18 protein-coding genes and 1 tRNA gene are annotated in these 24,543 nt (G+C 53.4%); 6 read left to right on the forward strand and 13 right to left on the reverse strand.

What is annotated here, in order from left to right; translation table 11 throughout:
• Positions 1–6 precede the first annotated feature (6 nt).
• The 8 genes from nuoE to glmS all read right to left on the reverse strand — a co-directional run bounded on the left by nuoE (position 7) and on the right by glmS (position 8,334).
• Complete coding sequence (gene nuoE / locus G523_RS0113035; protein WP_022695505.1) at positions 7–1,047, reverse strand: NADH-quinone oxidoreductase subunit NuoE; 1,041 nt, start codon at positions 1,045–1,047, stop codon at positions 7–9.
• Positions 1,047–2,240: an NADH-quinone oxidoreductase subunit D gene (locus tag G523_RS0113040; protein ID WP_022695506.1), complete on the reverse strand. Its 1,194-nt coding sequence runs from the start codon at positions 2,238–2,240 to the stop codon at positions 1,047–1,049. The genes nuoE and G523_RS0113040 overlap by 1 nt, the downstream gene beginning before the upstream one ends.
• Positions 2,240–2,851: an NADH-quinone oxidoreductase subunit C gene (locus tag G523_RS0113045; protein WP_027441730.1), complete on the reverse strand. Its 612-nt coding sequence runs from the start codon at positions 2,849–2,851 to the stop codon at positions 2,240–2,242. Before G523_RS0113045 ends, G523_RS0113040 begins: the two co-directional genes overlap by 1 nt.
• Before the next feature lie 10 nt (positions 2,852–2,861).
• On the reverse strand, positions 2,862–3,464 hold the full coding sequence (locus G523_RS0113050) for a NuoB/complex I 20 kDa subunit family protein (RefSeq protein WP_162141052.1): 603 nt from the start codon (positions 3,462–3,464) through the stop codon (positions 2,862–2,864).
• Positions 3,434–3,808, reverse strand: a complete 375-nt coding sequence (locus G523_RS0113055) for an NADH-quinone oxidoreductase subunit A (RefSeq protein WP_022695509.1) — start codon at positions 3,806–3,808, stop codon at positions 3,434–3,436. The genes G523_RS0113050 and G523_RS0113055 overlap by 31 nt, the downstream gene beginning before the upstream one ends.
• Before the next feature lie 279 nt (positions 3,809–4,087).
• On the reverse strand, positions 4,088–5,104 hold the full coding sequence (locus G523_RS0113060; RefSeq protein WP_022695510.1) for a GDP-mannose 4,6-dehydratase: 1,017 nt from the start codon (positions 5,102–5,104) through the stop codon (positions 4,088–4,090).
• On the reverse strand, positions 5,104–6,453 hold the full coding sequence (glmM, locus tag G523_RS0113065) for a phosphoglucosamine mutase (protein WP_022695511.1): 1,350 nt from the start codon (positions 6,451–6,453) through the stop codon (positions 5,104–5,106). The genes G523_RS0113060 and glmM overlap by 1 nt, the downstream gene beginning before the upstream one ends.
• Positions 6,454–6,501: 48 nt before the next feature.
• Positions 6,502–8,334 carry a glutamine--fructose-6-phosphate transaminase (isomerizing) gene (gene glmS / locus G523_RS0113070; RefSeq protein ID WP_022695512.1) on the reverse strand — a complete coding sequence of 611 codons (1,833 nt, stop codon included), beginning with the start codon at positions 8,332–8,334 and terminating at the stop codon, positions 6,502–6,504.
• Between the two features lie 221 nt (positions 8,335–8,555).
• Between glmS and G523_RS0113075 the strand changes: the two genes are divergently transcribed.
• Positions 8,556–9,440: an acyl-CoA thioesterase gene (locus G523_RS0113075; protein WP_022695513.1), complete on the forward strand. Its 885-nt coding sequence runs from the start codon at positions 8,556–8,558 to the stop codon at positions 9,438–9,440.
• Positions 9,441–9,457: 17 nt separating this feature from the next.
• Here the strand turns inward: G523_RS0113075 and G523_RS0113080 are convergent, their stop codons facing one another.
• A complete protein-coding gene (locus G523_RS0113080) occupies positions 9,458–10,534 on the reverse strand; it encodes a glycosyltransferase (protein WP_155802739.1) in 1,077 nt (358 codons plus the stop codon).
• Between the two features lie 337 nt (positions 10,535–10,871).
• Positions 10,872–10,947 (reverse strand) — tRNA-Val (locus G523_RS0113085).
• 157 nt (positions 10,948–11,104) lie between these two features.
• Here G523_RS0113085 and purU point away from each other — a divergent pair.
• Positions 11,105–11,959 (forward strand): formyltetrahydrofolate deformylase, encoded by an 855-nt coding sequence (gene purU / locus G523_RS0113090; protein ID WP_022695515.1) that lies wholly within the window; start codon positions 11,105–11,107, stop codon positions 11,957–11,959.
• Between the two features lie 9 nt (positions 11,960–11,968).
• Here purU and G523_RS0113095 read toward each other — a convergent pair whose 3' ends face one another.
• The 3 genes from G523_RS0113095 to G523_RS0113105 form a co-directional block, all read right to left on the reverse strand.
• Positions 11,969–12,700 (reverse strand): peptidase, encoded by a 732-nt coding sequence (locus G523_RS0113095; protein WP_022695516.1) that lies wholly within the window; start codon positions 12,698–12,700, stop codon positions 11,969–11,971.
• 133 nt (positions 12,701–12,833) lie between these two features.
• Positions 12,834–13,853: an alpha-E domain-containing protein gene (locus G523_RS19295; protein WP_022695517.1), complete on the reverse strand. Its 1,020-nt coding sequence runs from the start codon at positions 13,851–13,853 to the stop codon at positions 12,834–12,836.
• 6 nt (positions 13,854–13,859) lie between these two features.
• On the reverse strand, positions 13,860–15,269 hold the full coding sequence (locus G523_RS0113105; RefSeq protein ID WP_022695518.1) for a circularly permuted type 2 ATP-grasp protein: 1,410 nt from the start codon (positions 15,267–15,269) through the stop codon (positions 13,860–13,862).
• Between the two features lie 137 nt (positions 15,270–15,406).
• Between G523_RS0113105 and G523_RS0113110 the strand changes: the two genes are divergently transcribed.
• The 4 genes from G523_RS0113110 (at position 15,407) to G523_RS0113125 (ending at position 24,519) form a co-directional block, all read left to right on the forward strand.
• A complete protein-coding gene (locus G523_RS0113110; protein ID WP_022695519.1) occupies positions 15,407–18,739 on the forward strand; it encodes a transglutaminase family protein in 3,333 nt (1,110 codons plus the stop codon).
• 148 nt (positions 18,740–18,887) lie between these two features.
• Positions 18,888–19,997 (forward strand): efflux RND transporter periplasmic adaptor subunit, encoded by a 1,110-nt coding sequence (locus tag G523_RS19300; protein ID WP_022695520.1) that lies wholly within the window; start codon positions 18,888–18,890, stop codon positions 19,995–19,997.
• Positions 19,994–23,119 carry an efflux RND transporter permease subunit gene (locus G523_RS0113120; RefSeq protein WP_022695521.1) on the forward strand — a complete coding sequence of 1,042 codons (3,126 nt, stop codon included), beginning with the start codon at positions 19,994–19,996 and terminating at the stop codon, positions 23,117–23,119. Before G523_RS19300 ends, G523_RS0113120 begins: the two co-directional genes overlap by 4 nt.
• Complete coding sequence (locus tag G523_RS0113125; RefSeq protein WP_022695522.1) at positions 23,119–24,519, forward strand: TolC family protein; 1,401 nt, start codon at positions 23,119–23,121, stop codon at positions 24,517–24,519. The genes G523_RS0113120 and G523_RS0113125 overlap by 1 nt, the downstream gene beginning before the upstream one ends.
• Positions 24,520–24,543 lie beyond the last annotated feature (24 nt).

A 24,543-nucleotide genomic window follows, 5' to 3' on the forward strand; every position in this document is an offset into this window, starting at 1 on the left:
TAACGATCATGACTTTTTCTTCTCCGCCAGTTCCTGAGCCTGCGGGATCCAGCGTTCACGCGCGACCCGGCCTTTGAAGCTCAGATACTCATCAATCCATGCCATTTCTGGCTCACCCCAAGCGGCGATCTGTTCGAAATAGAACACCCCAAGGGAGTTAAGCTTTTTGACCAGAACCGGCCCGACGCCTTTGATCGCTTCCAGATTGTCGGTTTCGCCTTTCGCTGGCGCTTCGACAACTTCCGGACGCTTCTTGTCATCGGTCTCTTCAGGCAGCTCTGCCGTTGCCTCGATTGCTGCATCAGCAGCTTTCTTCTCGGCTTTGACTGTCTTTGCTTTTTTGACCTTAGCCGTCTTCGCACCGAGTGGCTGAAGATCGGATTCCGGAAGCTCAGACGGTGCGTTTGGCAGTGCACTAATGCCGGCTGGGACAGAGCCATCAAATAGTGCGCTATCAATCAACGTAATGGCGTCACCTTCAGGCGCAGAGCGCTGACGCGCTACAAAGTTACCTGGTTCTACCTCAACGCCATTTTCGAGCTTGTCGATAATCTCTGCAAACGTGTCCGACGTCAGGTCTTCATAGTAATAGTCATTGATCTGGACCATTGCGCCATTCACGCATGCGCCCAGACATTCGACTTCTTCCCATGACAGGCGGCCAGATTCGTTGACCTGAAACGCTTTACCAATCTTGTTCTGGCAAATCTCTTTGAGGTCATTAGCGCCACGCAGCATGCAAGGCGTGGTGCCGCAAAGCTGAACGTGAAACTTACCAACCGGCTGCAGACGGAACATCGTGTAGAAAGTCGCAACTTCGTACACACGGATGTATGGCATTTCGAGGCGCTCAGCGACTTCGCGCATCGCAGGCTCAGAAAGCCAGCCACCATTATCCTTCTGGGCAAGCCATAGAAGCGGGATTACCGCTGAACGCTTACGGTCTTCAGGATATTTTGCCAGCCAGAATGAGATTTTGCCCTCTGTTTCAGATGCAAACTCAAACGTGTCACCGCCAGCTTCCAGATCAAAACGACGAACAGCCATTAGCGGTCAATCTCCCCGAATACGATGTCGAGAGAACCCAGAATGGCGGAAACGTCAGCCAGCTGGTGTCCTTTGGACAGGTAATCCATTGCGTGCAGGTGCGGGAAACCCGGAGCGCGGATTTTAAGACGATATGGACGGTTGGTAGCATCCGAGACGAGATACACACCGAACTCGCCCTTCGGAGCTTCGACTGCTGTGTAAGTTTCACCCGCAGGAACTTTGAAGCCCTCAGTGTAGAGTTTGAAATGGTGGATGAGAGCTTCCATTGATCGCTTCATTTCACCACGACGTGGAGGTGCGATCTTCGAGCTCTCTGCAAGCACAGGGCCCGGCTCCATCAGCTCGATACACTGACGAATGATTTTTACAGACTCGCGCATCTCTTCCATACGGCAGACATAACGGTCATAGCAGTCGCCATGCTTACCGACAGGAATCTTGAAGTCGAGTTCATTATAGCACTCGTAAGGCTGCGCGCGACGAAGGTCCCACGCCATGCCAGAACCACGAACCATGACACCTGAGAAGCCCCAGTCGAGCGCATCCTGAACGGAAACAACGCCAACATCACAGTTACGCTGCTTGAAGATACGGTTGTCGGTCAGAAGACCTTCCATATCGTCGCAAACCGGCAGGAACTCATCGCAGAACTTCAGGATATCATCAAGAAGCTCAGGCGGCAGGTCCTGGTGAACACCGCCGGGACGGAAATAAGCCGCGTGCATACGAGAACCACACGCGCGTTCGTAGAATACGCAAAGCTTTTCGCGCTCTTCAAAGCCCCATGTGATTGGCGTCAGCGCACCAACGTCCATTGCCTGTGTCGTGATGTTCAGAATGTGGTTCGAGATACGGCCGATCTCACTATAGAGAACGCGGATCAGGCTTGCACGACGCGGCACTTCGAGACCAAGAAGTTTCTCGATCGCCAGACAGTAGGCGTGTTCCTGGTTCATCGGCGCCACATAATCGAGGCGATCAAAGTACGGCAAAGCCTGAAGATAGGTCTTGTACTCGATCAGCTTCTCTGTACCGCGGTGCAGAAGACCGATGTGTGGATCAACGCGCTCAACGATCTCGCCATCCATCTCAACAACCATACGCAGAACGCCGTGCGCTGCAGGGTGCTGAGGACCAAAGTTGAACGTAAAGCTACGATCTTCAGGATTGTGGGCTTGTCCGTCAGCCATCACTCAGCTCCCTCGGTCGCTTTTTCATCGCCTGGAATGACTGCCTGAGCGCCTTCCCATGGTGAGAGGAAATCAAAGTTACGGTATTCCTGAACGAGCTTAACTGGCTCATACACGACACGCTTTTCAAGCTCGTCGTAACGAACTTCAACATAACCCGTCAGCGGGAAGTCCTTGCGCAGCGGGTGCCCCTCAAAGCCATAGTCCGTCAGAAGACGGCGCATGTCTGTGTTGCCTGCGAACAGGACGCCATACATGTCGAGGGCCTCACGCTCGAACCACTCCGCACACGGGAAAATTTCTACAATGCTCGGAACCGCTGTTTCCGCGTCGGTGCTGACTTTTACGCGAATGCGCTGATTCATACGCATGCTGAGCATGTGATACACAATCTCGAAGCGCTCACGGCGCTCCGGGAAATCCACGCCACATACGTCAATCAGGGTTTCAAAGCGGCACTGGCTATCGTCGCGCAGAAACTTGATCAGAGATCGGATCTGGTCGCGCACACAATGGATGGTGAGTTCGCCGTGCGTAATCTCCCAGCGCTGAACCGCATGCGGCTCGGCGTGAGCAATGTGATCAGCAAGATCGTTCAGAGTCTCGTCCACGTCGTTCACCTTATCGCTCGATCGTACCTTCGCGACGGATCTTCTTCTGAAGCTGAAGGAGACCGTACACGAGCGCTTCTGCCGTCGGAGGGCAGCCAGGAATATAGATGTCTACAGGAACGATCCGGTCACATCCGCGGACAACCGAATAGCTGTAGTGATAATAACCACCGCCATTCGCACATGATCCCATTGAAATCACGTAGCGAGGCTCAGGCATCTGATCGTAAACCTTACGGAGCGCTGGAGCCATTTTGTTTGTCAGCGTACCGGCTACAATCATCACGTCAGACTGACGGGGCGACCCACGAGGCGCCATACCGAACCGTTCGAGGTCGTAGCGCGGGTTACCCGCATGCATCATCTCGACCGCACAGCATGCGAGACCGAAAGTCATCCACATCAGCGAGCCTGTACGCGCCCAAGTGATCAGATCATCGGCAGCCGCGACGAAGAAACCTTTATCTGCGAGCTCATCGCTCAGCCCCGCGAAAAACGGGTCGTCACCACGAACTGGACCAGCGCCTTCGACGCCAGCCCGACCGCCTGATAATGCGGGGATGTGATAGTCTTTATCAGCCACTATTCCCACTCCAGTGCGCCAGAGCGCCACTCATAAATGAAACCGACGGTCAGAACGCCGAGGAAAACGACCATGGACCAGAATCCGAAGACGCCAATCGTCCCGAGGCTGACTGCCCACGGGAAAAGGAAAGCGACCTCAAGGTCGAAAATGATGAAAAGGATGGCGACAAGATAGAAACGGACGTCGAACTTGAGACGCGCATCGTCAAATGCCTCAAAACCACATTCGTACGCGGAGAGTTTCTCCGGGTCTGGCTTGGATGGCGCCAGAATGGTCGAGACGAGCAGGAAGGCGAAACAAAGCCCTAATCCGATAACGAGGAAGATTATCACTGGCAGATAGTTCAGAAGAACAGGTTGCAGCTCGTTCATGTCGATTCAGCCCTTCAATGTTCCATGCTGGTTATTCAGGTTTTCGTCAGGTTTCAACCACGCAATTGCCTATCTTCGATAAAAGACCTTAAAAAAATTCCAGAAGTCCTGCTGGGAGGCAGGTTTCCGCAGAAGCACCACCACCCGGAAACGAAACTTACATCAAAATAGACTTTAAGCGTTGTCGCCATAGCAACGGAGCTAGATCACTCTTAAAGCAGTACAATGTTTAACCTGAAATTCAGATCAGACAAACGTCATACATTGAAGCAGCTAAGCCTACCCGGCACGCGCTAAGTCAGCCGCGACCATCATCTCGACAAGCGAATTGAACGGCGTCTTCGCTGACCAGCCGAGCTTTTGCTTAGCCCGCTGAGGATTACCGATTAAACCATCAGGATCCTGCGCTCGATAGAATTCGGGCGCTACCGCTACGATGGTCCGACCCGTTTTTGTGTCGACAGCAATCTCATCGACACCGTCGCCCTGCCACCTTATGTCGAGCCCCAAATAAGCGGCACCGTTATCAATCCAGTCTCGAACGCAGTGAAACTGCCCGCTCGACAGAATATATCTGCTGGGAGCTTCATTCTGTAGCGACAGCACAGCCGCTTCCATGAAATCATCCGCATACGACCAGTCTCGCCGCGAATTAAGATTGCCAACACGCAACACGAACTCTTGATCGCGCGCAGCCTCTACCATTCCCATAGTCACTTTGCGGCTTAGAAAGCGCTCGGTTCGTAGCGGTGATTCATGATTGTAGAGAACACCTGAAACCGCAAACACGCCGGCAGATCGCGCATCAGAAACGATGTCGTCGGCAATCACTTTGGCCTCAGCATAGAAGTTTGCTGGATTTACCGGCGTTTCTTCTGTCTGCGGCCCTGAAGTTTCATTTCCAAAAACCTGAGCACTGGACGCCTGAAAAAATCGAACTGAGTCGTTGGCTTCTAAAGCGGAATCCAGCATCACCTGAACAATTTCGCCATTCACAAAAAGCGTCTTGTCACGACTCACGTCTGCTTCTGCGAGCGAGGTATAGCCGGCAAGGTTGAAAACCCAATCCGGCTCGGTGTCTCGGATGACTTGTTGGACCGCCTTAGCACTATCGAGGCCGCAGGTGACCAACGTCACCTGTTCGCAGATACCCAAGAACTGTAGGCGCCATTTATCGCTCAGCTGCACGTGCTGACAGGTACCAGTTACTTCAAACCCAAGCGCGAGAAGTCTTCTTGCCAGATAAGCGCCATCCTGACCGGTAACACCGAAGATGAGCGCTTTCTGCCTCGACATTACTGGCCGTCCGCTTTCAGGATTTCCGCGATAATCTCGCTTACTGCACGCTCGGCGCTTTCGCGCTCATAGGCTTCAGCCATAACCCTAATAAGTGGTTCGGTACCGGACTTACGCACAACCACACGACCAGAAGCACCCAGAGCGTGAGATACGTTCTCAATCCTGGCTTTCACATTTTCAGCCGAAAGTGGGTCGCCCGACTGATAGCGAACATTCTCCAGAAGCTGCGGCACAGGCTCGAACACCGACAGAACCTCCGATGCTTTTTTGCCTTCGCGAACCATGATGGACAGCACAGCGATTGCGGCGATAATCGCATCTCCCGTCGTCACATGGTCTGCGAGAACGACGTGCCCTGATTGCTCTCCACCTATCGAGAAACCGCCTTCCCGCAAGCGCTCTACGACATAACGGTCGCCCACCTTGGTTCGCTCCAGTTTTATCCCTTCGCGCGAGAGCGCACCCTCCAAACCAAGATTTGACATTATTGTAGCAACGACTGTGTCGCCAGCAAGTCGCCCCTGCGCTTTAGCGTCAATGGCTATGGCACCCATAATCTGGTCGCCATCTGCAACTTCGCCGTTTTCGTCGACAACAAGAATACGATCTGCATCGCCATCAAAAGCGATTCCAACATTGGCTGAATGCGCACGGACCGCTTCCGAAAGCCCCTCAGGGTGAAGTGCACCGCATTTGGTGTTGATGTTCACACCGTCTGGTGCGTCGGAAAGCATAATTACTTCAGCAGCCAATGATCGGAAAACAGGTTCCGCGGCGCTCACGCCAGCGCCATTGGCTGCATCAATCACTAGCTTCAAGCCACTGAAGTTCACATCAGTTCCAGCGGTGCGAGCCGCAAAGTCCACATAAGACGAAACGTCGAATTCGGCATCAACGACACGACCAAAGCGTTCTGCAGGCACTGTACAATCAAATCCGGGGTCTTGAATAATGGTTTCAATCTCGTCCTGCTGCGCACCTGACAACTTGTAGCCTTCCGGCCCAAAAACTTTCACGCCGTTATCGTGGAAAGGATTGTGGGAGGCGGTGATCATAAGACCCGCCGCTGCACCATTCTGAACCGTCAGCCAGCCTAGCGCTGGTGTTGGAAGCACACCCACCAAGGCGACATCTGCCCCCGCATTCAGAAGCCCCGACACGATCGCCGACTGAAGGATCAATCCTGAGGCACGGGTATCACGTCCAATAACGACGACGGGACGATCGCCGGCTTTACCAAGCGTATAGCCGAGCGCCTCTCCGAATCTCAGAAACATATCAGGGCGTATCGCGCCCTTATTTACCGTTCCACGAATTCCATCTGTGCCGAACAGCTTTTCCGCCATTTGATCCCCGCTGATACATTTTACGACCAGAGATACTGACTCTCGGCGCTATTCAACAGTCACAGACTTGGCGAGGTTGCGCGGTTGATCCACATCCGTGCCCCGCATGACGGCGGTGTGATATGCGATGAGCTGCAAAACAACCGCATACACAAATGGTGCCACGATTGGATTGCACGCTGGAATCTCAAGGCTTGCTGTCGGCACATTACCGGCAAGATCAACACCTTTTCGATCAGAGAGCAGTAATACCGGACCCTTGCGCGCAGCGACCTCCTGCAAGTTCGACAGTGACTTCTCGAACAGCTCGTCTGTAGGCGCGATGAAAACGATGGGGGTTTTGTCGGTTATCAGAGCGATCGGCCCGTGCTTGAGCTCACCTGCACCAAATCCTTCAGCGTGAATATACGAAATCTCTTTAAGCTTCAGCGCCCCTTCCAGAGCTAGCGGATAATGCACGCCACGTCCCAGATAGAAGACATCATCAGCTTCCGCGATCAGCTCGCAAACGGAATAAATCTGGCGATCAAGATCCAGCGTCTCATCAACGAGATCAATGATAGAAAACACAGATTTATTATAATCTGCGAACGCTTCTTCCGTGATCACGCCTCGTGTGTGACCTGCATGGATCGCAGACGCCAGTAAGGAGAGAAGCTGCGCGGTAAAGGCCTTTGTGCTCGCGACACCGATTTCAGGGCCTGCGAGCGTTGGCAGGACGATGTCCGCCTCACGCGCGATTGTGGACGTTGGCACATTCACGATCGCGATGGTTTTGACACCCTGCTCTTTGCAATAGCGGAGCGCCGCCAACGTGTCGGCCGTCTCACCCGACTGCGAAACGAAGATCGCTGCGGAATTTGGCGCAAGCGCTGGTCGGCGATACCTGAATTCAGACGCGATATCCGTTTTGCAAGGAATGCCAGCAAGCTGTTCAAACCAGTACTCTGCCACCCGCGTCGCATAGTGCGCCGTGCCGCAGGAAATCAGGTAGAGACTGGATACCGTTGAAAAATCGAGCTCTTCTTCACCAGATTTAGGAAGACTAACCGTTCCGCGCGCAGGATGCGTATACGCCTTCAGAGTACGCGTCAGCGCTTTCGGTTGCTCGAAAATCTCTTTTAACATGAAGTGCGGATAATTGCCTTTGTCAGCAACGCTGTCTTCGGTTTCAACCGTCTGAACAGGACGCTCGGCCGGCTGATCGTTCATATCAAAGATTTCATATCCCGTGCGAGACAGAATGCACCAATCTCCTTCTTCAAGGTAAATCACTTGATTCGTAAAAGGAGCGATTGCCAGCGCGTCGGAACCCAGGAACATTTCATCCTTACCGACACCAATCACGAGCGGGCTACCCTGTCGGGCGCCAATCATCATGTCGGTATAACCTTCAAAAATCATACTAAGCGCATACGCACCTGTGAAACGCTTCAACGCCTTTGAAACAGCGACCTTCGGGTCATCCCCTTGTTTCAGAAACGTACTAATGAGCACCGCAACCGTTTCACTGTCTGTCTCTGTATGAAACTCATATCCTTGGCTGCGCAGTTCGGTTTTAAGCTCGGCATAATTTTCAATGATACCGTTGTGGACGATAGCCACGCCTTCTGCAGTGTGCGGATGTGCGTTTCGTTCGCTAGCTTCGCCATGTGTAGCCCAGCGGGTATGTCCGATGCCAGTGAAGCCAATCAAAGGCTCTTCCTGAAGCTTGTCTTCCAGCGACACAATTTTTCCGACACTTCGGCGTCGCTCAATGCCTTCTGGCAGAACAACCGCAACACCTGCACTGTCATAACCACGGTATTCCAGACGCTTCAGCGTCGCAACGAGACGAGCCGTTACTGGCGCCATGCCTACGATACCAATAATTCCACACATGCAGCTAATACCTCTTGTCCAACAAACGCATCCCGTGTCCGGAATGTGCCAACAATCTATGAATATTGTGCAGACAAAAAGGTAAGAATGCAGCAGGCGCGTTCACCTTTTCCGACAAAGTGTAGCGCTACGTCATCTTGTTTTGCTTCCAGAAATCCGACTAAGGAAGCTAAAAAGACGTTCAGTAAAAGCGTCGCGCTCTCGATGAATTGGAGAATTGCTTGGCTACCGAAGGCAAAAAAGTCGACCCGGTTGATGAACTGGTCGGAATTCTGGACCTGGAACGCATTGAGGTTGACCGGTTTCGCGGTTTCACACCGCCGTCTCGTTCAATCCGCATTTTTGGCGGTCAGGTAATCAGCCAGGCTCTCGTTGCCGCCTGCCGTACTGTTGATGGTCCGATTTGCCACTCTCTCCATGCGTACTTCATCCGCCCGGGCAATCCAGAGGTGCCGATTCTTTATGAAGTCGATCGCGCACGTGACGGAAAAAGCTTCGCGACGCGCCGCGTAATCGCGATCCAGAACGGCGAGCAGATTTTCAATCTCGCAGCTTCATTCCATAACATAGAAGATGGCTTCGAACACCAGCAGGACATGCCCGACGTTCCCGCCCCCGAAGACCTGACATCAGAGGCCGAACAACGCCTCAACATGGCACAACAACTTCCAGAACCAATGAAGTCTGCCTTTCTGGCAGAGCAGCCAATCGATATTCGATCGGTAAAGCCTCAGAATATCATTAATCCGCAAAAACTTGAGCCAGAGAACTTCACCTGGATCAAACTCAAAAAGCGCGTGACAGCCGATGATCAGCATACGCACCACACTATTCTTGCCTATGCCTCCGACATGTCGCTGCTAGACACTTGCGTTCGTCCGCACGGTGTAAACTTTTTCAAGGGTGCGCAGATGGCGAGCCTCGACCACGCGATGTGGTTCCACGGTGAATTCCGCGCGGATGAATGGCTTCTCTATGTGCAGGAAAGCCCGAAAGCCTCCAATGGCAGAGGAATGAATTTCGGGCGCATATATCGCCGCGATGGCGTTCTGATTGCTACTGTCGCTCAGGAAGGCCTTATTCGACCTTACAAATCCAAACGCTGAGTAGGAACGAAGCGGGCTCAGGCGAACTGCCTGAGCTCGTCAGACGCGAAGAGCGGCTCATTCGGAGTAACATCACTCCAGTCCTGAGAGAGTTTCGCGAGTTCGCTACGCATGCCCTGCCCCTGATCTATGGATACAGTCTCTGCCGCTCTCAGGAAGGCTTGCACGACTGAACTGAATTGAACTTCCGCCCATCGGCGTTCACCATCAGCCATACGGCCATAAACATCATCGCTTTCCTTGATGCGGATGAACCGGTAATCAATCAGAGCGTCCTTCTCGACTGACATAAAGTCCATATTACCGGACCATCCTGTCGCGTAGGCCTGGCGCCCCGTAGATACCGCTTCAGCGAGCGCGAGGCCGTAGCCTTCGGAGCGATGGGTGGAGATTACGCAATCTACATCGGTCCACAGCTCGGCTAGCTCTTGTTCGGGCAGCTTTTTGTCTATCCATTGAACATTTGGCGCGCCATCGATCCATCCGCGTATCGTCTGGCGCTGCAGCTCTGAAAGTGACTGAGTTTTCACCTTGAGGAGGAATTCAGAACTATCTCCGAAAGCATGCCGGAAGGCGCGAATAGCTGCACCGATATTCTTACGCGACAGACTGGACTTACCGTCCATCTGAACAATGAAATTCCGCGCATATTTGTTTTTCGGTGGCCCAAGCATTTGAACGAGACCGCTGGTTTCAACTGGATGGGTTCTTCGGATCACATTCTCTCGGAGTTCACCAAAGCTATCCTTCACGAAGGTGCTGGGAACGATGATCTGATCGAAGACTTTGGAAATCTGTTTCCATTCTTCTGGTAAGTCTTCCAGCTCCCACGCCCAATATCCGAGACGCGGCCCATTCGGAAGCTTCATCGGGTTGGTTTTTGCGAGCGTTGCAAGCGCCTCAGGCGCATTACAATGCATGATCCAACCAAAGTCCTTTGGTGCATCAAGCTCACAACCGAACATACCCTTGGAATAAAGAAAAGCGTTTAACCGGTGCTTTATAACCTGAAAGCCGAGCTGCTCGAGCTTGTGGACAGTCAGATCCGCTGAGCGCGCAACGCCGAACGTGTCCCCAAAAAATCCGGAAACCACGAACCCCCGCGGCCAGAACGTATTATGACTATGTGAAAGATCACGCGTAAAAACGTGACGGGCCGTCCTCAGTATTCCGCGGATAGCCAGATCTTTCAAAATCATACCAATACCCAGCATGTATTACTTAAACACAGTACACAGCGGGAAGGTCGATAGATGGTATCCCTGTCAGACACAAGCGTCGTCATGTCATCAAATCCCCGCATGCCACATTCTGAACACAAATGACGTGCGATGAAAATCTTTAATCCCGATTTTCTGCATAATGCGACAACGACGGTTTCACCACTTCCTACTTAGAGATGGCGAAATTCGAATGTGTTTCAGGAGAAAATGGTGGGCGGTAACGGGCTCGAACCGCTGACCCTCTCGGTGTAAACGAGATGCTCTTCCAACTGAGCTAACCGCCCTGAGCGGCGCACAAATCATCAAAATATCGCTCGGGTCAAGAGGTTATTTTCATTTCGATGCAAAGAGTTTGTTTTTCCACGATGGTACTTGCCCAAAATTGTGGATATCTACCCTTCCGGCGCCTCGCCGCTTTGTTGAATTATCTCGGATTCCAGCATGCCAAAGAGCTACATCCTCACCCTCGCCTGCACTGACCGCTCGGGAATCATTGCGGCTGTCTCAAATGTTTTGCTGAATCACTCATGCTTCATTGCGCGTTCTCGTTCATTCGGTGATGACGCAACGAAGACATTCTTCCTCAGGCTTTCATTCCAACCAGAGAATGATTCGTTTTCTCTGGATCAGCTTCAGGCCGAATTGAAGGAAACAGCCTCCCGGTTGGAAGCCGAATGGGATATCGAACCTGAAGAGCGCAAAATGAAAACGCTCATCATGGTCTCAAAGCTGGACCACTGCGCGAACGCACTTCTCTATGGCGCTCGTATTGGCGAACTTCCCATCGAACCGGTTGCGATTCTTTCAAATCATCCAGACCTCGCGCCAACGCTTCAACATTGGGGTCTGCCGTTTCACACCGTACCCGTTACGCCTGACACCAAGCCACAGGCCGAACAGGCAATGTTTGATATCATCGAGCAGACCGGAGCAGAGCTCACGGTTCTCGCACGTTATATGCAAATTCTATCGAATGACGCATGCCAACAGCTTTCAGGAAAGTGCATCAACATTCACCACTCGTTCCTGCCAAGCTTCAAAGGCGCACGCCCATATCATCGGGCGCACGAGCGTGGCGTGAAGATGATCGGTGCCACAGCGCACTATGTCACCGCAGACCTGGACGAAGGTCCGATCCTTGCTCAGGTGACGCAGGACGTGGATCACTCTCATTCTGCCGGGGATTTTGTAGCGATGGGCCGATCACTTGAGGCAACCGCGCTGGTTCGCGCAGTAAAGGCTCATGCTGAAAGACGGGTTTTCCTAAACGGCCTGAAAACAGTTGTTTTCGCCTGACGGGGCGCTTTATACGTCCATCAACCGCATTTGTGAAAAGGCGTTCTTCAGCGCGTTTGACCAAGCCTCACTAAAAGCAAAGAACCGAGGATCGTCGGCATCGATTCTGCGCTGTTGCTCGAACATCAACGAGTTTGTTCTCATGACCGCAAGGTCCAGCGGCATACCTACCGTCAGGTTGGATCGCAACGTCGAGTCCATAGACAAGAGTGCGCAGATCACGCCGTCCTGAATATCGGTGTCTACATTGACGACGCGATCGAGAATTGGTTTGCCGTACTTATGCTCACCGAGTTGGAAGAATGGAGAATCTTCGGTGGCCTCAATGAAATTACCCGCAGCGTAGACCATAAACAGACGCGGCACCCCGCCCACACGCTGACCGGCAACCAGAATTGACGCCCCTGAGTCGACATTACGCGCAGTCAGACCGGGCCCATAGCGCGCCTGAACCTTGCGCATCGTATCTCCTACGACCTGAGCGACCTCAAACATGCTCGGCGCTGAGAAGATCGTTGGCTCATTGGGATTAGGTGCATCAAGGCGTTCATTGATTTCGCTGATAACCGCCTGTGTGATCGCGAGATTACCCGCTGTCATCATGGCGATAGCCCGTTCACCGGGCACCTGCCACGTGAACAACTTTTTCACTCGCGAGATATTATCAACACCCGCATTGGTTCTGGTATCCGCCAGCAGCACAAGGCCCTGATTGAGCTTGATACCAACACAATACGTCATTGAGGTCTCCTCGCGATTGCTCTGTTATTATAAATCGCAAGCAACGCTTCTACGCCTTCGCTCGGCATTTTCAAGCAGCAAAACTGAAAGCTTTACGTGAGTAACACGGCGAACTGTCTTGTAATTTAGCCAGTTAAGTGCCTTGAGACTGAGTCTGCCCCTCAGTTTCGACTTTCTCTTCACCATCTTCCACCGTTAAAGGCGGCGCAAACGCGAAGGAGAGCCCGATTTCGTGAGACAGATTACCTACGCTTTCGATAAACCATGTGAGGTATTCGTGCAGGCCGTCAGTAAGAATTTGCTCGATGTCAGCAGTGCGAAGCCCGCTAAGCATGACTTCTGCACGAATGCGGCATGATGTTTGCCGATCGTAATATTCTTCTAGTTGTGTGAGCGATTGAACCACTCTGTACAGGCTGTAGCTCAGGGATCTTGGATTCACTTCATTCTGAATAAGGAATGCTGCAACACCATCCCGGGTCACGTCGGACTTCGTCACAAAGTGATAAGCACGTTGAACGCCGACTGCCTGCAATAATGAAATCCATTGATAATGGTCCAGGGTACCACCGATCGCCCCGAGCGACGGCAGCAAAACGTGATACTTCACATCCAAAATACGCGCAGTCGCATCGGCGCGCTCAAGGTGACTACCAATCCGCAAAAACTCGAGGCCGTCATCACGCACAAGAGTGCCTTCCACAGAGCCTCTATATTGAGCCTGACAAACTTTCACCCAATCAACAAACTCTGCCAGATACGCCTTGCGCGTCCGGAGCATACCTATCTGTGCTGGCAATTCATTCCAACCAGAGTTGAGGCTGTTCCAGACCTCCGAGGTCAAGCCAAACCGAATTGCACGCGCATTTTCGCGGGCATTACGAAAGCAGTTATAAATACTGGAAGGATTATCAGGGTCAGCGACAAGATGCTCAACGGCCTCTTCTCGCGTTACGTGTTCTAGGTCTCCCTTAAATGTGCCACCTGCTCCAGCCGCAATCAGAATGGACGACCATTCATTCGCTAGCGGACGTCCGGATTCGTTGGGCAGCGTGACCATACGACGTGCCGTATCGATGAGACGGGCGACATTGTCCGCACGTTCCATTGAACGCGCAATCCAGAAGAGGTTTTCAGCTACACGGCTAAGCATCTTATCCTACTCCGTCAGAACCCAAGTATCTTTAACGCCGCCGCCCTGGCTGGAATTGACCACCAGAGACCCCTCACGCAGCGCCACACGTGTCAGTCCGCCGGGCGTGACCTGCGTGATATCACCAGTCAAAACGAACGGTCGGAAATCCACATGACGTTCCGCAACGCCTTCTTCAACGAGCGTCGGACAAGTCGACAATGACAATGTTGGCTGTGCGATAAACGCTGAAGGCTTGGCTTTGAGACGTTGCGCATATTGTTCACGCTCTTCAGCAGTTGATTTCGGGCCAATCAACATGCCGTAACCACCCGAACCGTGCACTTCCTTCACAACGAGATGTTCGAGGTTTTCGAGAACATGGCTGAGCTGCGATGGCTCACTGCAGCGGAAGGTTTCAACGTTTTTCAGAACAGGATCTTCGCTCAGATAGAAGCGGATCATGTCTTCCACGAAACAGTAGATTGCCTTGTCATCCGCCACACCAGTGCCAGGTGCGTTAATGATGGTCACGCCGCCGGCTTTATAAGCGCGTATCAGGCCGGGTACGCCGAGCATAGAGCTTGGATTAAACTGCTCTGGATCCAGAAATGCATCATCAATCCGACGGTAGATAACATGCACGCGTTGCGGGCCGCGCGTCGTACGCATGTAGACTTTATTGTCATCTACGAAGAGGTCAGACCCCTCAACGAGAGGAATACCCATTTCATCAGCGAGGAAAGAATGTTCGTAATAAGCGCTATTAAAGTGACCAGGCGTCAGGATAACGCTGACAATACCTCCGTCATCTACTGCATTCATAGGCGCGACGCTTTCCATGGTCTGGCGCAGCATGTCCGGATAATATTCGACCGGCGCAACGTCTCCGTTCATGAACAGCTCGGGGAATAAACGTGACATCATACGGCGGTTCTCAAGAACGTAAGAAACGCCTGATGGTGTACGGCAATTGTCTTCCAGAACGTAAAATCCGTCTTCGCCGGTTCGGATCACATCGATCCCCGAAATGTGAGAGTACACATTCTTCGGCGGCATGAAATCACGCATAACCGGCTCGTAAGCCTCGTTATTGAAGATAATTTCGGCTGGCACGATACCTTCTTTTACAATGCGTGCCGCACCATAAACGTCTGCGATGAAAGCATTGAGAGCCTGTGCACGCTGAACAACGCCGCGCTGCAGAACATTCCATTCAGATGCAGAAAAAACACGTGGAATGACATCAAACGGAATCAAACGTTCGGGATCACCGCCCTCGCCATAGACCGCGAATGTAATACCGATTTTTCGAAACAATGTCTCAGCTTCCGAGGAAGCCTGTTTGAGGTCATCTATCGACTGACTTTTCAGCCAGGTATCAATTTGTTGATACTCGGGCCGCACCAGCCCGCTCTGAGTCATCTCACTGAACATTTAACACCGTCAACCATTGCTCCATTGCCTATGAAGCTGGCATGCGGCTGATCATTTACCAAGACAAAGACCGAAAAAAATCACGTAATTGATTGTTTTGGTTGCAGGCCGTCCGATTTAGGCGTTAGCCATGCCTTATGACTATACGCATTGGCCTTACGCACCGCACTTCGTATTCCTACGACAAACCTGTCAAAATGGGGCCGCAGACAATCCGGCTACGCCCGGCGCCTCACTGCCGCACGCCAATCGTCAGCTATAGCCAGACCATTCTGCCAGAAGATCACTTTATCAACTGGCAACAAGACCCGTTCGGGAACTACCTTGCTCGCATCGTCATTCCTGAAAAGACGACGCAGTTTTCTGTAGAGATCGACCTTGTCGCTGACATGATCGCGATCAACCCGTTCGACTTCTTTCTGGAAGACAGTGCGTCCCACACGCCTTTTAGCTACGACGACGACACCAAAAAGCAGCTCCAGCCCTATCTTGAAACAGACACGACAGGACCGCAGTTCGAGAAATTTCTCCTGCAGGCGAAGAAGATCTGGGGATCAAAGCAAGGCGAAGCGACGTCAACCGTCGATACGCTTGTCGCGTTGAACCAGCTCGTCGAAGCCAAAATTGACTACACAATTCGCATGGAGCCCGGCGTTCAGACGCCCGAGGAAACGCTGGCGCTGGCAAAAGGCTCGTGCCGCGACTCCAGCTGGCTGCTCGTCAACATCTGCCGACGCCTCGGACTCGCAGCACGATTTGTTTCAGGCTATCTGGTGCAGCTAACCGCCGACATCGCGTCTGTGACAGGCCCATCTGGTCCAGAAGTCGATTTTACAGATCTGCATGCCTGGGTGGAAATCTATATTCCCGGAGCTGGCTGGATCGGGCTCGACCCAACATCAGGCCTGTTTGCAGGTGAAGGGCATATCCCGCTTGCAGCGACACCTGTGCCATCATCGGCAGCCCCTATTTCTGGCGGACTGGAACCTTGCGAAGTAGAGTTCGACTTCGAAATGAAGGTCGAGCGTCTCATTGATCCACCCCGTCATTCTAAACCTTTGAGTCCGGCGCAGTCTGAAAAGATCAATATCGCAGGCCGCGCGATCGACAAAATTCTCAACGATAATGATGTCCGTCTGACCATGGGCGGAGAGCCGACCTTCGTGTCAGAAACGAACCGTGATGCGCCAGAATGGACAACGGACGCGGTTGGTCCGGAAAAGCGCACATATGCCGACCAGCTGATCCGTCGTCTCAAAAAGAAGTATGCGCCAAATGGCCTGCTCACACACGGTCAGGGAAAATGGTATCCGGGCGAACCGCTCCCGCGTTGGGCATTCACAGTTTACTGGCGCAATGACGGGGAACATCTGTGGCGCAATCCCGAACTGATCCAAAAAGAAGAAGAGCCGGCATCATTTAAATCCGAAGATGCCGAAGTGCTCGCCAAGACAATTGCGACGCGCCTCGATCTGGCGCCGGAATGCGCCCAACCAATTTATGAGGACCCTGCTGAAATTATTCTCGGTGAGGGCAATCTTCCGATCAATCTCGATCCTGAAGATCCAAAGCTAAAAAAATCCGAGGAACGCCGCACACTGGCTCGTGCGTTCGAACAAGGCCTTGGACATCCAAAAGGCTTCGTCATTCCACTTCAGACTCAGCAAGCTCGTAACAAGCAGGGCCGGATTTTCGAATGGATGACTGAAATCTGGGAAAGCCGCCGCGGCAAACTCTTCCTGGTGCCGGGCGACAGCCCCGCAGGTTTCCGTCTTCCGCTCAAATCGCTTCCTGAGCTGAATGCGAGCCTCTATCCGGGTCTAATTCCTCTCGATCCGTTTGCGATCGAAGGCGAAATTGCAGCACCTCAGAACCTGCCGCCACGCCTGCAAAGTAAGGCATCTGGCGACACTGGCAAGCGTGCCGTACCAGAGTATATGCCAGAGCGCGAGTTCGTTCAGGCGGGCATCCGAACCGCGATGTCAATTGAACATCGCGACGGCCATCTGTGTGTATTTATGCCGCCTGTGTTCTCAACAGAAGCGTTCCTTGATCTGATCTACGCCGTTGAAGAAGCCGCGTCACAGACGGGGCTACCAGTGCGGATTGAAGGCTACCCGCCGCCTCGTGACCCACGCATCAGCGAAATCAAGGTCACACCGGATCCGGGCGTAATCGAAGTCAACGTGCAGCCTACGTCCACATGGGATGAGCTCTCAGATCTGACACGCACATTGTACGAAGACGCCCGTCAGTGTGGGCTGGATTCATCGACATTTCTGATTAATGGTCGACCGACTGGCTCAGGGGGCGGCGCGCACATCGTCATGGGCGGCGCGTCACCAAACGACAGTCCGTTCCTTCGTCGCCCGGATCTGCTGGCCTCGATCATCAGATACTGGCAGAACCACCCTGCCCTGAGCTACTTCTTCGCTGGAACGTTTATCGGGCCAACAAGTCAGGCGCCGCGTATCGACGAAGCCCGCCACGACCAACTCTACGAGATGGAACTGGCGCTCAAACAGCTGCCACCATCTACGGAACAGGCACCGCCATGGCTTGTCGACCGTGTGTTGCGGCACCTGCTTGTCGACACGACCGGCAACACACACCGTTCCGAAATTTGCATTGATAAGCTCTATTCTCCGGATGGTCCCGCAGGGCGCCTCGGACTGGTTGAATTCCGCGCGTTCGAAATGCCTCCGCACGCAGAAATGAATCTCGCTCAGCAACTCTTGCTAAGGGCGCTTATCGCCTGGTTCTGGACCACGCCTTACACGGCGCCCCTCAAGCCGCTCGGGACGGACCTGAATGATGAGTTCATGCTGCCTGCAGTCCTTCGCGCAGACCTGAACAACATTCTGCGAGAAGTCTCCGAAGGCACCGGTGTTCAGCTGGACCCAAGCTGGTTCGATGCACACATGGAGTTCAGGTTCCCGAAAATCGGCAACGTTTCCTATGACGGAGTTGATATTGAGCTACGCCATGCTCTGGAGCAATGGAACGTGTTGGGCGAGGAAGGCGCAGTCGGAGGAACCGCCCGTTTCGTAGACTCGTCTCTGGAACGCATTCAGGTCACCGTGACCGGCGATCTCGGATCGAGACAATTGCTCTGCAACGGCATCGTTGTCCCTCTGAATAAAATCCCGGGCAGCGAGACAATGATTAGCGGCGTACGTTTCCGGACCTGGCTACCGGCTTCCTGTCTGCATCCGACAATCCAGCCTCATGGACCACTAACGTTCGACCTGTATGACAGCCGTGTTGGACGCTCCATTGGTGGATGCACTTACTTCCCTACCCATCCAGGCGGTCGCAACTTCGACACACGGCCGATTAATGCACTGGAAGCAGAAGGACGGCGGATCGCATCTTTCACAGAAACCGGCCATACAGCGGGGCAATTCACGCCGCGTTATATCCAGACGGATCCGCGTTTCTCATCGACGCTGGATCTTCGCTGGTCGTAAGAGATCACACATTCGTAACCGCGTAGGATTTCCCTTATCCGACGCGACGGAAACCCTAGGTTCACCCGTATAGTGATCCAGAACGTTCGATTACGCGTAGGAATGCCAACAGGCAATCTGACTATTTGAAGGAAACACTGTGCGTTTGATGTCACCGAAGCGCCTCGGCCTCATTGCGATCCCCGCCCTATTCCTCGTCGGATGCTCCGATAACAATGCATCGACGGGCCCGGCGATGGGTGGCGGGCGTGAGATGCCCGCAACAAGAATTCTGGCAGAACGTGTAGAGTTTCGTGCTGACCGCGAGCAAATCGAGTCCGTAGGGACAGCCCGGGCACGTCTCGCAGCTACTATCTATCCACAAAGCTCCGGCGAAATCGTTTCGGTCAGCTTCACTTCTGGCCAGTATATCGAAGAAGGACAGGTCCTCGCGCGTTTGGACAGCGCTGAAGAACGCCTTCGTGTAGCACAGGCCAATGTGACGCTTCAGAACGCACAGCAACTTCTCGCGCGCTATGAACGTATTGATGTCGACGGCGCGATTTCCGAAAGCCAGATTGATAGCGCACAAACGGCCGTTGAGGCCGCTACAATCGATCTGAGACTGGCTGAAGAAACTTTGGCGGATCGCACAATACGCGCTCCGTTTTCTGGCTATGTCGGGCTCACCGACATTGATATAGGGGCGACGGTAAACCAGCAGACCGAAATTACCCGCATCGATGACAGAACGGAATTGTTCGTCGATTTCGCATTGCCTGAACAGGTATTCGGGCGGGTCAACGTAGGTGACACTCTGCCGATGCGTCCGTTCGCTGCTGCGGAACGCGACATCGAAGCCATTGTCGCTTTCGTGGATAGCCGTATTGATGCTGATCGTCGCTCATTCATGGTCCGCGCTGCAGTAGACAACAGCGCTGATGACCTTCGTCCAGGAATGAGTTTCCGTGTCGAGTTCTCGCTTCCCGGCAATGATTATCCGGCGGTTCCAGAAGCGTCTATTGTCTGGGGTGGTGACGGCGCATATCTCTGGAAGGTCGTGAACAACCAGGCTCAGCGGGTTCCGGTAACGATCGTGTCTCGCGACAACGGCTATGCGCTCGTCCGCGCTGATCTCAGCGAAAATGATATGATTATCACAGAAGGCGTTCAGAAAGTTCGTCAGGGTTCGGCAGTTTCTGTGGTGCAACCGACTGCTAACAACGAGATTCCTGTCGCGGAAATCAGCCGCACGATTACGGGCGCTGCAGTACAATGATTGGCGCGCCTAAATCCGGTCTCCCAGAACTTGCGGTCAAGCGTCCGCTACTCATTACCGTATTCAACCTTCTCATTGTTCTGGCGAGCGTAGCTGCGCTATTTGGCGTAGAAGTCCGCGAACTTCCCGACGTTGACCGTCCAATCGTTTCGGTTACGGCGAGCCTTCCTGGCGGCGCACCGGAAACAATGGATGCCGACGTCACCAGCGTGCTTGAGGGCGCTGTTGCAACCGTTTCTGGCGTTAAAGAGATAAACGCCTCCAGTGAAGAAAACTCGGCCCGCATCCGGATCGAGTTCAATCCGGGGGTCGATCTCAACTCAGCAGCTTCCGAAGTACGTGAAGCTGTCAGCCGTGTGCAACGTCGCCTGCCCGACGGCGTGGAAAACGTCTTCGTAACCAAGGCCGATAACGACGCGCGTCCAATGATGCAGCTGGCTGTCGTGTCGCTGGAATATCCCGAAGACGAGCTTACCCGTATTATCGAAACCGACATCATGCCAGCGCTGCAAGCCATTGATGGTGTCGCGACGCTCAACGAATTTGGCACGCGCGAGCGCCAGATGCGCGTCGTCGTCGATCCACAGCGCATGAACCGCTTCGGTCTCACCGTCAGCGATGTTGCAACGGCTCTGCGCCTCGCCCCGTTCGACGTGCCCGCCGGGAGCTTCCAGTCAACCGATCAGGCGCTAATCGTGCGCGCAGAAGCAACCGCGTCTACGCCCGAGCGCATCAAGGAAGTCATCATCCGTGATGATATTCAGATCGGTGATGTCGCGGAGGTGACACTTGCTCCGGCCAATGCCAACAACCTGCTTCGTCTCAATGGTGAGCCAATCATTGGTCTCGGCGTGGTACGTCAGGCCCAATCCAACACAATTCAGATTTCCGACTCCGTTCGAGATGTTGTCGAACGCCTGAATAACCGGATTGAGGGTGTCACGATTAGCGTCACATCCGACGATGCCGTCTTCATTCGAAAATCCGTTCAGGAAGTTCTGATCTCTCTCCTGATCACGGTCGCTATCGTAGTCGCCACAATCTGGGTGTTCCTCGGGTCATGGAAAGCGACGATCATTCCAACTGTCGCGATCCCGATTGCTCTTGTCGGTACGCTGACCGGCATCTGGTTGATGGGATTCTCCATCAACCTCCTCACGCTCCTTGCTTTGGTTCTGGCAACCGGCCTGATTGTGGACGATGCGATTGTTGTCCTGGAAAACATTCAACGACAGCAATCTCAGGGAGTGCCAAAGCGCGCGGCAGCCGCAATAGGCACACGACAGGTTTTCTTCGCTGTTATAGCGACCACAGCGGTTCTTGTGGCGGTGTTCGTGCCACTTTCATTCTTGCCATCGACGGTCGGCCGTTTGTTCCGTGAGTTTGGTTTTGTGCTCGCCTTCTCGGTTATTATTTCATCCTTTGTTGCGCTCACTTTATCGCCAGCAATTGCAGCGAAAGTCACGCTCGTAGAAAAATCCGATAAGCCAAACGTTTTCGCACGCATCGGCAATCCGCTTCGTGATCTCTACGGCCGGATGCTCAAGCTTTGTCTCGCCTTCCCACTCGTAACATTTTTCGTCAGCCTAGCAGCAGCTGGCGGCGCTTACTTCGCATACCAGAACATCTCATCTCAGCTCGTCCCAAGTGAAGACCGCGGGCGCATCGAAATCTTTGCATCCGGTCCTGACGGCGTGGGACTCAACTTCATGGAACGCCAGGCCGACGAAGTCGAAGCGATCCTTCAGCCGTATCTGGACTCAGGCGAAATCCGTTCGATCTTTACAGTGGTTGGTCGCTGGGACCCGAACCGCGTTGGCGTCACCGCCGAACTTGCGCCATGGGAAGAACGAACGCGATCTCAGGAAGAAATTGTCGCTGAACTTCGCCGCCCACTCTCACAGGTTCCCGGCATTCGAGCCAGCGCGTTTGGGCCGAGCAGTCTGAGCTTTGGCCGTGGTGGACGCAGCTCAGGCCTTGAAGTCGCACTCACAGGCCCTGATTACCAGTCAATCTATCTTGCAGCGCGCCAGCTTGCTGACACGGTCGAGACAGAATCGACCATCCTCTCAAACGCAGAAATTTCTTATCAGCCGACACAGCCACAGCTATCCATTCAGGTTGATCGACGCCGCGCGGCAGATCTCGGTGTATCACTCGATCAGATCTCATTGACGCTTCGCGCAATGGTTGGCGGTGAAGATATCACTGACCTGAACGTGCAGGATCAGGCTATTCCAATCATGTTGGAAGCAGAAACCAACGCCATTGAGACACCGACCGATCTCAGCAATCTGTTTGTGAGGTCTAACAGCGGTGAGCTTGTGTCTCTTTCGAGCCTTACAACTCTGGTCGAGGAAGGTGTTGCCGCCGAGCTAGACCGAGTTGAACAGCGACGGGCAATTACGGTACAAACCGATGTTGCGTCAGGCACGCCACTCGCAGAAGCGATTGAAGAAATGCAACGCCTTGCGGCCGACACCTTGCCTGAAGGCATCTCCATGATCTTTCGTGGCGAGGCCGAAACGCTAGGCGAGTCCAACCGCGATCTTTTGATCACTTACGGGTTTGCGCTTTTGATCGTCTTCCTGGTGCTGGTCGCCCAGTTCGAGAGCCTGTCCAGCCCGCTCATCATCATTATCACTGTGCCATTTGCGCTCGCAGCCGCGATCTATGCACTATTCTTATCTGGCGTGTCACTGAACATCTATTCCCAGATCGGGCTCGTGCTGCTGATCGGATTGATGGCAAAAAATGGCGTCTTGTTGGTAGAGTTTGCTAACCAGCTGCGCGCTGAAGGACTGTCCCTGAAGGACGCAGTTTATGAGGCTGCGACGGTTCGCGTGCGCCCGATCGTCATGACCGTAATTTCAACTGCATTCGGGGCCATCCCTCTACTGCTCTCCAGCGGAGCGGGCGCAGAGGCGCGAAATGCTATCGGTTGGGTTATCTTTGGCGGACTTGGTCTGGCGTCGGTCTTCACGCTCTTCCTGACACCAGTTCTGTATCTCTCAATCGCGCGTTTCACCTCTCCTAAAACGCAGACTGACGATGAGCTGGACAACGATCTGCAACGTTACAGCGAACAGGACGAGCAACCTCATGCGGGGCCCGCAGAGTAATGACATCAATTCGAATTTTAGCACTCGGCGCCACTGCGTTCTGCGCAGCCTGTGCCACGAGCACCATAGAGCCTACATTAGATCAATCTCTTCCGGAAAGTTATGTCACAAACCTTCCGGCAGAAGACACAACTCTCTCCTATGCTGACTGGTGGCTTGGGTTCAATGATCCGGTTCTGACTGAGCTGGTAGACCGCGCGCAAGAAAATAACATCAGCGTCGCCCAGGCGCTTTTGCAAACCGATATCGCGCAGCTTCAGCGAGACGCATCTCAATCAGATTTGCTTCCCACACTAGACGCATTCGTAAACAACCAGCTGAGCGGCGTCATCACTAGCGGCTTTGATGGAAACTTTACTGGCTCGACCGGCATTGGCGGCACGTTCGATCCTGACCTGAATGGACAAACTGCGGCTCGCATTGCCTCGGTTCAGGCGGCTTTGGAATCAAGTGCTTTGAACGCAAACGATGTTCGTCGTTTGATAACCCGTGCAATTGCGCTCCAGTATATCGAATTTCGCCGCGCCAGCGCCCGACTGGCCCTGTTAGAATCCACGTTGGAACTTCAGGAGCGAACGCTTCAAATTGTGGAATCCCGCTATCGCGCCGGCTTGTCACCAAAACTCGACGTAGACCGCACCCAGGCAGATTACGCTCGCACAGCTGCGCAGCGTAGCCAGATCATCGCAGCACGCAGGCAGGCGGAATTTGAAATCCAGCGCCTGATGGGAGAACCGTCGGCTCTGGACCAGATCACAAATCCTGACAGAGAAACCATTCCTCAGATTCAGTTTGTCTCTGATATCGGTATTCCAGCTGATCTGGTGAGACGTCGCCCGGACGTTCGTGCTGCGGAAGCTGACTATCGCTCCGCCTTGGCCTTGATAGATACTGAACGCGCAGACCTTTTGCCGTCCATTCGGATACCAGGTCAAATTCAGGCAGGTTTTGGTGACGTTTCAGGACGCTCTGACGAAATCGGTTATAGTCTGTCCGCGCTCATAGACATCCCTGTATTCGATTTTGGACGCCGTCAGGCAGAGGTCGACATACAGATCGCACGCACTGAACTTGCCGCTCTCACATATAGAGCGACACTGCTGGACGCGCTTCAGGAAGTTGAGATAGCGCTGGTAAACATTGAGGCCATCCAAGAGACACTTGAAGGACAGCTTCGCGCCGTGGAAGCCAGTCAGGCGGCTTACGACCAACTCGACGCCTTGTACCGCGAGGGTCTTGCCAGCTTCATTGATGTTCTGGATTCCCAGCGCACACTTATTTCTAGCCGTGAAACGATTGTTCAGACAGAAGCTAATCTAGCTGCTGCAACTGTTTCTTTGCTAGCCGCGCTTGATGCAGGCTGCGATGAGACAGGCATTGTAGCTTGCGAAGGCGAGTAACTCGCCCCCGCAAACTGGGTTTAG

Source organism: Ponticaulis koreensis DSM 19734 (genome assembly GCF_000420665.1).
GTDB lineage: Bacteria > Pseudomonadota > Alphaproteobacteria > Caulobacterales > Hyphomonadaceae > Ponticaulis > Ponticaulis koreensis.

Coding starts and splice junctions, on each gene's coding strand:
- G523_RS0113095 (WP_022695516.1), bottom strand. CDS start 12,700: ATGACGTATTGTGTTGGTATCAAGCTCAATCAGGGCCTTGTGCTGCTG.
- G523_RS0113120 (WP_022695521.1), top strand. CDS start 19,994: ATGATTGGCGCGCCTAAATCCGGTCTCCCAGAACTTGCGGTCAAGCGT.
- G523_RS0113110 (WP_022695519.1), top strand. CDS start 15,407: ATGACTATACGCATTGGCCTTACGCACCGCACTTCGTATTCCTACGAC.
- glmM (WP_022695511.1), bottom strand. CDS start 6,453: ATGGCGGAAAAGCTGTTCGGCACAGATGGAATTCGTGGAACGGTAAAT.
- G523_RS19295 (WP_022695517.1), bottom strand. CDS start 13,853: ATGCTTAGCCGTGTAGCTGAAAACCTCTTCTGGATTGCGCGTTCAATG.
- G523_RS0113060 (WP_022695510.1), bottom strand. CDS start 5,104: ATGTCGAGGCAGAAAGCGCTCATCTTCGGTGTTACCGGTCAGGATGGC.
- G523_RS0113040 (WP_022695506.1), bottom strand. CDS start 2,240: ATGGCTGACGGACAAGCCCACAATCCTGAAGATCGTAGCTTTACGTTC.
- G523_RS19300 (WP_022695520.1), top strand. CDS start 18,888: ATGTCACCGAAGCGCCTCGGCCTCATTGCGATCCCCGCCCTATTCCTC.
- G523_RS0113125 (WP_022695522.1), top strand. CDS start 23,119: ATGACATCAATTCGAATTTTAGCACTCGGCGCCACTGCGTTCTGCGCA.
- nuoE (WP_022695505.1), bottom strand. CDS start 1,047: ATGGCTGTTCGTCGTTTTGATCTGGAAGCTGGCGGTGACACGTTTGAG.
- purU (WP_022695515.1), top strand. CDS start 11,105: ATGCCAAAGAGCTACATCCTCACCCTCGCCTGCACTGACCGCTCGGGA.
- G523_RS0113055 (WP_022695509.1), bottom strand. CDS start 3,808: ATGAACGAGCTGCAACCTGTTCTTCTGAACTATCTGCCAGTGATAATC.
- glmS (WP_022695512.1), bottom strand. CDS start 8,334: ATGTGTGGAATTATTGGTATCGTAGGCATGGCGCCAGTAACGGCTCGT.
- G523_RS0113105 (WP_022695518.1), bottom strand. CDS start 15,269: ATGTTCAGTGAGATGACTCAGAGCGGGCTGGTGCGGCCCGAGTATCAA.